Here is a 12096-nt window from a genome sequence, read left to right as displayed (position 1 = left end):
TTTAAACCTGGCGGCGGGCGAAGAAGGCCTGCGGATCGCGCTGAATTTTGTGTCTCGGCGTAACATGTGAGCCTGTTTTATCCGATAAGCCTAAAGACTAGGAATTCAATCAAAGGAGAAACCCAATGCTCTCTAGCGTTCTTGACCTCAGCGGTGACATCATCAACCTCGTCATCATGCTTCTCAACCAGGCCGGCGTGAACGTTGGCGCACTGAGCTCGAAGTAAGCCAGCGCTTCTAGCCCCTCCTTGCGGAGGGGCTTTTTTTAATCCCAGACCGGGCTGGGGAGGGGGACTGGCGGTCTACCGTCGGGAGGCAGCCACGCCATGCGTCCCTCGATGCGATCGATGCGTCCGCGATACGTGGGGCGGGCGGGGTCATCGTCATTGATGGCGTTGTGGTACTTACATAACGGCACGAGATTGTCGAGGTTCGTCGGCCCGCCATCCTGCCACCTTCTGATGTGGTGCATCTGGCATTCCGCGGCCGGTCTTGTGCAGCCGAGCCAGGCGCACGTCGGATGCTCTGCGCAGAGCAGGAGCCGCTGTTTATCGTTGGCGAAGCGGCTGCCGTAATACACATTGACCGGCCCTTCCACCGGGTGAAAGAGGGAGACGAAGCCGCGCTCGGCAAACGTCGTGCGGAGGAACTCCGCGCCCGTCATCGTGCCGCCGTCGGTTGCCTGCAGAAGGATGTCATCGCCCTCGCCCCGCACAATCTTGTCCAGCTGCTCAAGACGCACAATGACGTGCGCATGCAATGCCGGCTTCGGCGCGCCACTGCCGGAAAAGACCTCGTGGACTGCCTTGAGCAGGTCCTCTGATGTGGCTTTGAGCGTACCCACTAAATTGGCAATCGCGCGCGGGCGATCCGTGATGATGAGCTTGTGCATGCCGCCCGTGCTGCGTCGCACGCGGACGCCAGGAGTGGGCTCGGGAGTGAGCTCCGCGAGCCTGCGCTTCGCCACGTCCGCAATCTCACTCTCCGGAGTAGCGCACAATTCCACTCGTAGGTCCCAAGCCTGGCGCGAATTCTTGACGCGCGCGACGTGTCGTTCAATCTGCAGCAGCGTATCCAGCGCATGGTCGGTCTCCCGGGCGCGGCGCTGCTTGGCGCTGAAAGCAGTCTGGCCAAAATACACGCGGTGGAGTCCCTCGAGCTGCCGCGCCACGCGCGGCGTCGCACCCAGCGCCATCATCTCCTCACGGGTGTGGCCAGCGCACAAGGACACGACGTGCATGCCGCGAGCGAGTACCCCGAGTAAGTCCCCCAACTTCATGCCACACACACTAAACCGGCCCGAACCGACCCGCAACCGGAACGCTAAACTCCCAGCTCAAACGCTCATTTGCAAGGGCGTAAAGGGGTGAAAGTAGGTCGACGGGTAGCCGACTATGGCAAAGATTCTAGGCGCGGGAGCGGGAAGCAAAGGCCGCGATGGCCCGCCAGCCAAAGAAGAACAGCGCGGACATCACGGTGGCCACGATGAGGAAGGACCAGTGCGGTAGGCGGCCGTTGACCAGCATCCACAGGGCCATGCCGCCAATGATGGCGCTCAGCCACACGACGACGCCCTCCTTCCACAGGCCGCTCAGCTTCGCCGCCATGATGATGACCCAGCCAACCAACGCGCCCACGGTCCACGGCCAGAAGGCATCAACCCAGGAGCTAAAACTCAGACCCCCGTGCGCCAGGCGGGCGAAGATGGCGAAGAGGGCGAGAGCGAGGACGTCGATAAGCGGGGCAACGCGCATTTAGGATTCCTTCCGGTTCAACGCCGCGTAAGAGAAGCCATCGCGGGCGTAATGGGCGAAGTAGATGACCCATCCAATGATAGTGATGAGCGCAAAGGAAATAAGCCGGTAGATGATGGCGGCGGAGGTGGCGTGCACCACGGTCAGGCCCGTGGCCACCAGCGGGGTGATGAGCGCGGCCTCCACCGTGCCGACACCACCCGGGGTGACCTGTGCGGAGCCAGCCAGCTTCGCGGCGAGGAAGGCCAGGGCCACACCGGCCAGGGTGGTGTCATCGGCACCGGCGCGCAGCCACGGAATCTCCCCGGTCACCGCCCACACGGAGGCCCACAGCGCTGCCATATCGGCCAGGCGGTGAACCAGCGACGTCCCAGCAACCACAGCAAAGGGGCCACGCGAAAGGTGGACCTCGCCCAAGTTGCGCACCTCTTGAATCGCACGGTCCCGCTTCGGGCCGGGCCGCAGCTTGCGCAGCCAGCGCTCAAGGGTCACCGGGTGCGAGGTCAGCCAGAAGATGCCCCCGAGCGCCGCGAGCATGAGGACAACCGTGGTGATCAGCGATCCCAGAGCCATATCCGCGTTGAGGAAAAATACCCCGCCCAAGCCAATGAGCGCGAGGAACATCGAGCTAATGATCGAGGATAAAAACAGGAAGTAGCTGCACAGCGCCACGGACGCACCCCAGCGGCGCTGCACCTGGAAGGTGAGCAAAGCCGAAAAGGCGGGGCCCGCCGGCAGAGTCGTGGACCACGCATTGGAGGCCAGCGTGATGGCGTAGGTCTCGCGCAGCGGCACCTTGACGCCGCCCGCGCCGATGAGCCGCTTCATCACCTCCGCCATGCCCGCGATGGACAGCAGCGCGAAGAACACCACCAGCACCACGGGGAAAGGTTCGGCGTGGCGCAGGCGTTGTAGCCCCTCGGAGATGAAGTCCAGTTGGTCGCGGAAGAACCACGCCAGCGCGGCCAGAATCAGCAGGGAGATTATCCAGGTCAGCCAGTTCTTCTTCATCGACCATCCGTGGAATTGAGGCGCTTGACCAGCTCGGAGAAGGGGATGAGCTCCTCGTCAGTATCGGCGCTGCGGTCCCCGCGTACGGCGGCTTCGTTCGCCGTGCTTGGCGACGCCTCCTCAACCTGTTCTGCCGGAGTCACGGGAGAATGGGGCGCGTCGGCCTGCTCGGTGGACCCAGTCGAAGAACGCGGCTCGTCCCGCTCGGTAGTAACGGCGGGGGACGGCGCAGCCTGTTCAGTCGGTGCGGCCTCTTCGTTGTTCAGCACTGGGGCGCTGGGCGTCGGCTCAGCAGCGGATGCGGTGGACAGGGCCGGTTCGGCAACCGGAGCGTTCTCGCCGCCGAGGCGATGGGTCAGGCGTGTGAGGAAGCGCGGTGCCCACCAGTTGTCCTCGCGCAGCAGGTGCATGACGGCGGGGACGAGGAGCATGCGGACGATGGTGGCGTCGATAAGCAGTGCAAAAATCATGCCGAAGGCGATGTACTTCATCATCACGATGTCGGAGAAACCGAAGGCCCCCGCCACCACAATCATGATGAGCGCGGCTGCCGTGATGATGCCGCCCGTGTGCGCGGTACCCGCGGCGATGGCCTCGTCCGTGGAAGCGCCGCGGCGGCGGGCCTCGACCATGCGCGAGACCAGGAAGACCTCGTAGTCCGTGGACAGACCAAAGACGATGGCGATGATGAGCACCAAAATCGGGCTCATGAGCGGGCCGGCGGTGAAGTTGAGCAGGTCGGAACCGAGGCCATCGACGAACATGAGCGTCAAGATACCCAGCGTGGCACCTAGGGAGAGCAGCGTCATGATGATGGCCTTCAGCGGCAGGATGAAGCTGCCGAAGACCAGCGCCATGAGGATGAAGGTGGCTAGCACCACGTAGAGGGCCATCCAGGGCAGCGTGTCGAAGAGCGCGTCGAGGGATTCGACCTCCATGGCCGGGGTGCCGCCGACGTAGAGCTCCACGCCCTCCGGTGCCTCAATGTTCTCCAGCTCGTGGACGATCCGCGCGTAGTCCTCGCGGTCCTGAATACCGGCGCCGAGGACGGTGGTGCCGTCGACGGTCGCGGTCTTCGGGCCCATCGGCTCGGTAAGCCCCTGGATGGAGCGGGCCTGCATGACGACGTCCACAAGCTGCTCATTCGTCGCATTCTTCACCACCAGCTTGACCGGCTCGGTGCGGAAGGACGGGAATTGCTCGTTGAACTGGTCCTGCGCCACGCGCGCGTCCTGGTTGGGTGGCAGGTAGGTCTCGTTGATACCGCCGAATTTCACGCCCAGCACCGGCAGGGTCAGCGCGATGAGCAGCGCACAGATGGCGGTGGTCATTAGCCCCGCGCGGCCCATGGCCCAGCGCGGCATCCGGTACCACCAGGTGTCTTCGATGCGGCGCCCGCGGCGCGAAGTCTTGCGCACGGTCCACTTGTCGATGTTGGGGCCCAGCATGCCAAATAGCGAGGGCAGCACCGTCACCGACAGGAGTGCGGCGAGGCCCACCGCGGAGATGGAGCCATAGGCCACGGATTTGAGGAAGGCCTGCGGGAAGAGGAAAAGTCCAGAGAGGGATACGGCCACCATCGCGGCGGAGAAGACCACGGTCTGGCCGGCGGTGGCGGTGGTGATCGCCACGGCCTCCTTGGTATCGCGGCCCTTGTCCAGCTCCTCGCGGAAGCGGGAGACCATGAACAGGCCGTAGTCAATGGCCAGGCCCAAGCCCAGCAGCGTGACGACGGCCTGTGCAAACACGTTGACCTGCTGGAAGCCAGCCAGGATCGAGAGGATGCCCAGCGAGCCCAAGATGGACAGGCCGCCCACGACGAGCGGCATGAAGGCCGCGACGACGGAGCCGAAGACGATCAGCAGCAGCAGCCCGACGAGCGGCAGAGCGGCCTTCTCCGCGCGGGAGATGTCCTTGGCCATGCCTTCATCCAGCGCGTCAGCCACCGCGGTGGCACCCGCTACCTGCACGGGCAGCCCGCTGGAGTGCAGGGAATCCTCGATGGCGCGGAAGTCTTTGAGCGTCTGCTCGCCGTCACCCTTCAGCCCGATGGCCGCGAAGGCCGTGGAGTGGTCCTGCGTGATGAGGTTCGGGTTGCGCTTATCAAAGTAGCTGGTGACGGAGTCGATCTGCTCCGGATACTGGGTCTGGAGCTCGTCGAGGAAGGCCTTGGCCTCGGCGGCGTGGGTTTCGGGGTCGTCGAAAAGCAGGATGACGTCGCCGGAATTATCGCGGCCGAACGTCTCGAGCTCGATCTGTGCAGCGCTTGTCGACGCCGCCCCCGGGTCCTCCCAGCCTTCCTGACTCATGCGCTCCTCGAGGCGCGTGCCGAAGCCGAAGAAGAGGCCGAGGATGAGACCCACGATGATGAGCGGGATGACCTTGCGGTGGGCATAGGAGAAGCGGCCCCAAGAATAAAACATGCGGCTCCTAACTGTGCTCGGGCGCGCGCTCCGGAAGCAGCGCGGACAGCGGGCGGAAAGGCTGCAGCCAGGCGCCGCCTGGAGGCAGGTTGTCCAGGTTCACGCGCGGCAGCGGTTCGCGGAAGACACCCTCGATGTCTTCGAGGTCGACGAACTCGATATCGGGATGGGTCAGCGCCCAGGAGGTGTGCTCGTGGAATCCAAGCACGCAGGTGGGCAGGCCGGAAGCGGAGAGCTGCTCAAGCAGGTGCTGGAAGTTCTGGCCGTCGGCAGAAGCCACGATGACACCGGAGAGGTTCTCGCGGTTGGCCTTGATGTATTCGACCATGTCGGGGTCGACATCATCGTCCTCGTGGAGCTTTGGCTTGGCAAACACGGCGAAGCCGACGTTGCGGATAGCCTCGACCCAGGGGCGGATGACGTCGGCGCCGCCGGGGCTGACGTTGGTGAAAACGGCGGCCTCAGGGGTGGCGTCGTTATCGAAGGCCAGGTCCACCAGCCAGCGGCCGATGGCGTCGAAACGCGGGCGGTAGGCGGCGGTGGGGCGCCCCCCGAGGATGGCGCCGAGCCCCATGTCCATGTTGGGTGCGTCCCACACCAGAAGGTAGGTTCCGGCCATTACTTCTTCTCCCACAGGTACTCGGTGATGACGTGTTCCTTATCCAGGCCTTTGCCCTCAAACTTGGTGATGACCTGGCGGTCGGTGAGGATGGGGCACTCCGGCCAGGGCCAGCCCTTGTAGTCGAGGGAAGGCTCGACCTCGACGAGCTCGTTAATCCACTCGGCGTAGCCGGCGTGGTCGGTGGCCACGTGGAGCACGCCGCCCGGCTTGAGGCGGGAAGCGAAGAGGTTGAGCGTGCCGGATTGGATGATGCGGCGCTTGTGGTGGCGGGCCTTGGGCCACGGGTCCGGGAAGAAGATGCGGATGCCGTCGAGGGACTCGGGCGCGAACATGCGCATGAGAACTTCGATGCCATCGCCGCGGACCATGCGGATGTTCTCAATATCGTTGCGGACGATGCAGCCCAGCAGCTTGGCCAGGCCCGGCTTGTAGAGCTCGACGGCAACTATGTTGGTGTCCTTTTCCAACGGGGCCATTGCAGCCGTGGAGGTACCGGTGCCGGAGCCGATCTCGACGATGGTCTTCGCCCCCTCGCGGCCGAACCAGGCGGGGATGTCGAGGGGTTCGTCGGCAAGCAGGCGTCCCAACTGAGGCCAGTGCTCCTCGAAGAGGGCGTTCTGGTTGTCAGTGAGGGTGCCGCGACGGAAGGTCACGTTGCCGAGGCGTGGGTAGTCCAAATCATTGTTGAACTCGGCGTTGAAATCCGTCTGGAGGCCGCGGCCATGAGGCATCTGCGCGGCGGGATTCTGGGAGGAGTCTGCACTATTCATCAGTTGACATTGTTCCCTTAAGCAGGGGTGAGGGGCAACGTGCCGCGCCGTGGAGGGCGGAGGGGCGTCCAGGTGGAGGCCACACAGGACGCCGTGGGGGTAGCGGGACGGGCGTACGGGATGGACAACCCAAAGAAAATCCACCCCTGTGCGGGGGTATCTTTGGTGGTTGCGTGCCCTATTTCACACTTCGTTGTCCTTGGGTTAGTCGGGTTAACCAGGGTGGATATAACCGGGGTGGGCTGTATTACACATTCTGTTATCGCCAGTATCCGTACTCTGGTTGGTGAAACGTCGATAGGGGAAACCTTCGGCGATATAAAGCACCCTGGCCACACCGACCACAGGAGAATGTGAGATGACCGCAACCATTAAGGGCCTTGTAGGTGAACTGCCCACGAAGAACGAGAAGCTTATTTCGTGGATCAGTGAGAGCGTCGAGCTCTTCCAGCCGGAAGAGGTCGTCTTCGTAGATGGCTCCCAGGAGGAGGCTGACCGTCTCGCCGCTGAGCTCGTGGAGAAGGGCACCCTGATTAAGCTCAACGAGGAGAAGCGCCCGAACTCCTACCTGGCGCGCTCGAACCCGTCGGATGTCGCGCGCGTGGAGTCCCGCACCTTCATCTGCACCGAGACCGCCGAGGACGCCGGCCCGACCAATAACTGGGCCCCGCCGGCAGCCATGAAGGAAGAGATGACCGAGGCCTTCCGTGGCTCCATGAAGGGCCGCACCATGTATGTGGTGCCTTTCTGCATGGGCCCCATCAGCGACCCGGACCCGAAGCTCGGCGTGCAGCTTACTGATTCCGCTTATGTCGTGCTCTCCATGCGCATCATGACCCGCATGGGTCAGCAGGCTCTGGACAAGATTGGTGAGAACGGCGATTTTGTCCACGCCCTGCACTCCGTTGGTGCTCCGCTGGAGCCGGGCCAGGAGGATGTCGCGTGGCCGTGCAACGAGAAGAAGTACATCACGCAGTTCCCGGCGACCAAGGAGATTTGGTCCTACGGCTCCGGCTACGGCGGCAATGCCATCCTGGCCAAGAAGTGCTACGCGCTGCGTATCGCTTCCGTCATGGCGAAGGAAGAGGGCTGGATGGCAGAGCACATGCTCATCCTCAAGCTCACCAACCCGGAGGGTAAGAAGTACCACATCGCGGCCGCCTTCCCGTCTGCCTGCGGTAAGACCAACCTGGCCATGATCGCCCCGACCATCCCGGGCTGGAAGGCTGAGGTTGTGGGCGATGACATCGCCTGGATGAAGCTGCGCGAGGACGGCCTGTACGCAGTCAACCCGGAGAACGGCTTCTTCGGTGTGGCGCCGGGCACCAACTACGACTCCAACCCGATTGCCATGAAGACGATGGAGCCGGGCAACACCCTGTTCACCAACGTCGCGCTGACCGACGACGGCGATGTCTGGTGGGAGGAAATGGGCGAGGCCCCGGAGCACCTCATCGATTGGCGCGGCAACGATTGGACCCCGGCTTCCACCACCAAGGCGGCGCACCCGAACTCCCGCTACTGCGTGCCGATTACGCAGTGCCCGTCTGCTGCTCCGGAGTTTGATGACTGGAAGGGCGTCAAGATTGACGCCATCCTCTTCGGTGGCCGCCGCGCGGATACCGTCCCGCTGGTGACCCAGGCCTTCGACTGGAACCACGGCACCATGATCGGCGCCCTGCTCTCCTCTGGCCAGACCGCTGCCGCTGAGGGCAAAGTCGGCGCCCTGCGTCACGACCCGATGGCCATGCTGCCGTTCATGGGCTACAACGCCGGTGACTACCTGCAGCACTGGATCGATATGGGCGAAAAGGGCGGCGACCGCATGCCGGCCATCTTCCTGGTGAACTGGTTCCGCCGCGGTGAGGACCGCCGCTTCCTGTGGCCGGGCTTCGGCGAGAACTCCCGCGTTCTTAAGTGGATCGTGGACCGCATCGAGGGCAACGTCGACGCCGTTGAGACCGTCGTGGGCCACACCGCCCGCCCAGAGGATATCGACCTCACCGGCTTGGACTTCGACATCGAGGACGTCCGCGAGGCGCTTGCCGTGAACCCGGCCGATTGGGCTGGCGACATGGAAGACAACAAGGAGTACCTGACCTTCCTGGGCTCCCGCGTTCCGTCTGAGGTGTGGGACCAGTTCTCCGCCCTCAAGGAGCGCGTTGAGTCTGCCTCCTAGTCTTCGCATCTAAAGAATGCTCCCCTGCGGGGGAGCATTCGGCGTTTTCGGGGATTAAGCGCGCAGGACGAGGACCAGGTTAGAGGTGAGGAACTCGCGCAGCACCGGCACCTTGAGCACCCACCAGGCCCACCACGGGTGGTAGCGCGGGAAAGCTGCGACGAGCTCCGAACCACGCGACGATTCACGTCGCGCCCAGTCCAAGCCCTCGCGGGCGGAGAGCGCAAAGAGCGAGGTGCCGAAGACGTTCTTCGGTGGGTGGCCGTGGCGGCGGGTGTAGCGGTCGCGGGCGAACTCGCCGCCCACGTAGTGCTCCCACAGGCCGGTTTCGTGCCCGCCGAAGGGTCCCAGCCACACCGTGTAGCTCACGATCACCAGCCCGCCGGGCTTGGTTACGCGCAGCATCTCCTCGCCCATGTCCCACGGATTGGGGATGTGCTCGGCCACGTTGGAGGAATACGTGATGTCGAAGGTGTCATCCGCGAAAGGCAGGCGCGTGCCATCGCCGCGCACAGCCTGGGCCACCTCGATGCCGGCGGCGGACATCTCGCCCACGTCCGGCTCCAGCCCCACATAGCTGGCCCCGCGCTGGGCAAAGGCCGACGCGAAATAGCCGGGCCCTCCCCCGACGTCGAGCACGCGCGCGCCGGTGAGGGACAAAGACTGGTCGCGGGAGAGGGCGTCGACAAGCGCGGCGGTGTCCTCAGCCAGCCCCCCATAAAAGATCGCGGGTGCTGTCTGCTCAAAACGGAAGGAGCGCAGCAGCCGCCAGGAGCGGCGCAGTGTGGCCAAGCTACGGGTGCGTTTCATAACCCACTAGGCTAGTTCCTCGACATGAAAATCCTTCTTTTGTGCTGGCGCGATTCCACCCACCCGCAGGGTGGCGGCTCCGAGCGCTACCTCGAGCGCGTCGGGCACTACCTCGCTGCCCAGGGCCACGAGGTGGTCTTCCGCACCGCGCGCCACATGAACGCCGCCAAGCGCGAGCGCCGCAACGGCGTGCTCTACTCGCGCGCAGGGGCCAAGTTCAGCGTGTATCCGCGCGCGCTGTTGTCGATTTTATTGGGGCGCCGCGCTTTGCGCGGCGCTGATGTCGTGGTGGATACCCACAACGGCATTCCCTTCTTCGCGCGCCTGGCCACTCGCGCGCCCGTGGTCATCCTGACGCATCACTGTCACCGCGAGCAGTGGCCGGTGGCCGGGCCCGTGCTGGCGCGGCTGGGGTGGTTCCTGGAATCCTGCGTGGTGCCAAGGATCTACCGTGAGAACACGTGGGTGACGGTCTCGGAGGCTTCGAAGCGCGACCTGGAGAAGCTGGGGATTCACGGCGCGCACATCATTGAGAACGGCGTGGACCCCCTGCCGTCACACGTGCCCACCTTGGAGCGCGAGGCCGATATCCACCTGGTGACGCTGTCGCGCCTCGTGCCGCACAAGCAAATTGAGCATGCCATGGACACCGTGGCGCGGATTCCGGGCGCGCTTCTCGACGTCATCGGTTCCGGCTGGTGGGAATCCCACCTGCGCGAGTATGCGCGCGCCCACGGGGTGGAGGAGCGCGTGCGCTTCCGCGGTCAGGTGACGGAGGATTATAAGCATGCGCTGCTCGCGCGCGCTGATGTCCACCTCATGCCGTCTCGAAAAGAAGGCTGGGGTTTGGCAGTCATGGAGGCGGCCCAACATGGGGTGCCCACGGTAGGTTATGCATTTGGCCTGCAAGACAGTGTTATCGACGGCAAGACCGGTGTGCTGGTGCGGCGCGAGGAGGAGTTCGCGCCGGCGGTGCGCATGCTTGTCGACGACCCCTCCCTCCGCCACCGTTTAGGCAACGCGGCACGCGAGTTGGCGGCTACTTTTTCGTGGGAGAAAACCGGTGCGCGCTTCGAAGAGTTGCTAGAAGCGGAAGTGCGCACCAGGCGGCGCTAAGCCCCCACGGGGCGGGTGCCGGTTGTGCGTTGGTGGTGGCGACGATGCGGCCGTCCTCGACGACCGCGCCCACACCGAGCTCCTCCATCCGGTCGAGGTCGCGGTTGTTCCAGGCATCGGCGGCCGCTAGGTAGCGAGGCGATGGCTCATCCACTGTCACACCGTCGACGATGAGCTCGCCGGAGTCGAGCTTGTTGGCGGCCTTGGAGTAGGGGTCGAGGGCAATGCCGCCGTCAAGCGGCACCATGGCTGGGCGGTCGGCGAAGAAGGTCAGGCGGCCGTCGAGCTCTTCGACGAGCTGGCGGTCGATGCCCGTTTCGCGTGGGCGTAACACGGCGAGCTCCCGCGGTGCATCGGGGGCCTGCAGCAGGCAGGCGCACAGCGCGAGTGCTGCGGGAAGCTGGCGCAGGGACGCGATACCCGCCACGGCCAGCGGTAGGGCGAGCAAGGTGAGCTTGGAGGAATCGCGCAGCAGGCCTGCACCGGGGATGTGCTCGATGGCGAAGGCAGTAAGCCCGGGTGTCAGCGCGCCGAGGATGGCCAGACCCATGCCGAGAACCGCCAGGGCCGCGAGCGGGCGCAGCTCGCGCCGGGGAAGGCGGGCAGCGCCCAGGACAGCGAGGGCGGCGACGGCAAGTCCCGCCAGGGCGAAGCCCTGCGCGCGGGAAGCCGGTACTGCTGCGGCATTCCAGATGCCGCCGAAGCCGAGCAGCGAGCCGACCGCACCCACGTAGGCCTCCGCGCGCGGGGCGAAGGCCGCGGCCTGGGCGGCGGGGTCGCCGTGGGTGGTAGGCGAACCGGCCACGAGGCTTGGAACTAGCCACGGCAACCACAGCAAGACTGAGCCGCCCGCGAAGAGCCATCTTCTTCGCCCTTCGCGCTCACAGACAACCGCGATGAGCCCCCCGAAGAGGCCGCCGGTGGGCGTCAAGGACGCGGCCCACAGCGCCAACCACGCCACGCGCGGGCGCGCATGGAGGCAACCCCACGCGATCACGGGCGCCAGCCAGGCGGCGACCGCCAACGACCACTGGCCCTGCAGGAGGCGCTCGATGATAAAAGGATTGGCCACCGCGCACGCCATCGCCGCGGCTGCCGCCCACGGGCTGGACTCGCGCACCCACCGCCCCGCCACCCACGCCGAGGCGCTCGCGGCAGCAAGGATGAAGACCCTGGCCAGCCACGCCCCGCCGAGCAGGGCAAGCACCCCGTCCTGCGGTGCATTGCGGGCGGGAAGGTCACCGGCGCCGAAGGCGGCGGCGCTCAGGGCTGGGCGGTCAAGCAGCACCATGTCGCGCCACAGGAACTCGCCGGGCAGCACGAAGGGCCAGCACACCGCGAGCACGAGTACCACGCCCCAGGCGCAGAGGGCAGTGCGCACCGCAAGGGATGCTCGGGACACAGCCACGGG

At 65.1% G+C, this 12096-nt stretch carries 10 protein-coding genes; 2 read left to right on the top strand and 8 right to left on the bottom strand.

Features of this window, described 5'->3' with window-relative positions:
* Positions 1–265: 265 nt before the first annotated feature.
* The 6 genes from HMPREF2537_RS04540 to trmB form a co-directional block, all read right to left on the bottom strand.
* Entirely contained in the window at positions 266–1279 is a 1014-nt protein-coding gene (locus tag HMPREF2537_RS04540; protein WP_046647586.1) for an HNH endonuclease signature motif containing protein, read from the bottom strand.
* Positions 1280–1406: 127 nt separating this feature from the next.
* The gene (locus HMPREF2537_RS04535; protein ID WP_046647585.1) at positions 1407–1754 is read right to left on the bottom strand and encodes a DUF3054 domain-containing protein; all 348 of its coding nucleotides are present in this window, start codon (positions 1752–1754) and stop codon (positions 1407–1409) included.
* Complete coding sequence (locus tag HMPREF2537_RS04530; RefSeq protein WP_070525897.1) at positions 1755–2765, bottom strand: lysylphosphatidylglycerol synthase transmembrane domain-containing protein; 1011 nt, start codon at positions 2763–2765, stop codon at positions 1755–1757.
* Positions 2762–5188 (bottom strand): MMPL family transporter, encoded by a 2427-nt coding sequence (locus HMPREF2537_RS04525; RefSeq protein WP_070525894.1) that lies wholly within the window; start codon positions 5186–5188, stop codon positions 2762–2764. The genes HMPREF2537_RS04530 and HMPREF2537_RS04525 overlap by 4 nt, the downstream gene beginning before the upstream one ends.
* 7 nt (positions 5189–5195) lie before the next feature.
* Positions 5196–5807: an NYN domain-containing protein gene (locus tag HMPREF2537_RS04520; protein WP_070525892.1), complete on the bottom strand. Its 612-nt coding sequence runs from the start codon at positions 5805–5807 to the stop codon at positions 5196–5198.
* The gene (gene trmB / locus HMPREF2537_RS04515) at positions 5807–6580 is read right to left on the bottom strand and encodes a tRNA (guanosine(46)-N7)-methyltransferase TrmB (RefSeq protein WP_070525890.1); all 774 of its coding nucleotides are present in this window, start codon (positions 6578–6580) and stop codon (positions 5807–5809) included. Before trmB ends, HMPREF2537_RS04520 begins: the two co-directional genes overlap by 1 nt.
* Positions 6581–6938: 358 nt before the next feature.
* On the opposite strand from trmB, the gene HMPREF2537_RS04505 reads away from it, so the two are divergent.
* A complete protein-coding gene (locus HMPREF2537_RS04505; protein WP_070525887.1) occupies positions 6939–8759 on the top strand; it encodes a phosphoenolpyruvate carboxykinase (GTP) in 1821 nt (606 codons plus the stop codon).
* A gap of 54 nt (positions 8760–8813) precedes the next feature.
* Here the strand turns inward: HMPREF2537_RS04505 and HMPREF2537_RS04500 are convergent, their stop codons facing one another.
* On the bottom strand, positions 8814–9569 hold the full coding sequence (locus tag HMPREF2537_RS04500; protein WP_070525885.1) for a class I SAM-dependent methyltransferase: 756 nt from the start codon (positions 9567–9569) through the stop codon (positions 8814–8816).
* A 24-nt stretch (positions 9570–9593) separates the two neighbouring features.
* Between HMPREF2537_RS04500 and HMPREF2537_RS04495 the strand changes: the two genes are divergently transcribed.
* On the top strand, positions 9594–10685 hold the full coding sequence (locus tag HMPREF2537_RS04495) for a glycosyltransferase family 4 protein (protein WP_070525883.1): 1092 nt from the start codon (positions 9594–9596) through the stop codon (positions 10683–10685).
* Here the strand turns inward: HMPREF2537_RS04495 and HMPREF2537_RS04490 are convergent.
* Positions 10609–12087, bottom strand: coding sequence for an MmpA family trehalose lipid delivery protein (locus HMPREF2537_RS04490; RefSeq protein ID WP_083298968.1), 1479 nt, complete (start codon positions 12085–12087; stop codon positions 10609–10611). The two genes, HMPREF2537_RS04495 and HMPREF2537_RS04490, sit on opposite strands and share 77 nt — an antisense overlap.
* Positions 12088–12096 lie beyond the last annotated feature (9 nt).

It is taken from the genome of Corynebacterium sp. HMSC074E01, from assembly GCF_001808885.1.
In the GTDB taxonomy this organism is placed as follows: domain Bacteria; phylum Actinomycetota; class Actinomycetes; order Mycobacteriales; family Mycobacteriaceae; genus Corynebacterium.
Note: the sequence above shows the minus strand (reverse complement) of the source record. Positions and strands in the feature narration are given on the sequence as shown.

Bases quoted from the DNA above. Each gene is read 5' to 3' on its own strand.
- HMPREF2537_RS04540 (WP_046647586.1), bottom strand. From the start codon at position 1,279: ATGAAGTTGGGGGACTTACTCGGGGTACTCGCTCGCGGCATGCACGTC.
- HMPREF2537_RS04535 (WP_046647585.1), bottom strand. From the start codon at position 1,754: ATGCGCGTTGCCCCGCTTATCGACGTCCTCGCTCTCGCCCTCTTCGCC.
- HMPREF2537_RS04530 (WP_070525897.1), bottom strand. From the start codon at position 2,765: ATGAAGAAGAACTGGCTGACCTGGATAATCTCCCTGCTGATTCTGGCC.
- HMPREF2537_RS04525 (WP_070525894.1), bottom strand. From the start codon at position 5,188: ATGTTTTATTCTTGGGGCCGCTTCTCCTATGCCCACCGCAAGGTCATC.
- HMPREF2537_RS04520 (WP_070525892.1), bottom strand. From the start codon at position 5,807: ATGGCCGGAACCTACCTTCTGGTGTGGGACGCACCCAACATGGACATG.
- trmB (WP_070525890.1), bottom strand. From the start codon at position 6,580: ATGAATAGTGCAGACTCCTCCCAGAATCCCGCCGCGCAGATGCCTCAT.
- HMPREF2537_RS04505 (WP_070525887.1), top strand. From the start codon at position 6,939: ATGACCGCAACCATTAAGGGCCTTGTAGGTGAACTGCCCACGAAGAAC.
- HMPREF2537_RS04500 (WP_070525885.1), bottom strand. From the start codon at position 9,569: ATGAAACGCACCCGTAGCTTGGCCACACTGCGCCGCTCCTGGCGGCTG.
- HMPREF2537_RS04495 (WP_070525883.1), top strand. From the start codon at position 9,594: ATGAAAATCCTTCTTTTGTGCTGGCGCGATTCCACCCACCCGCAGGGT.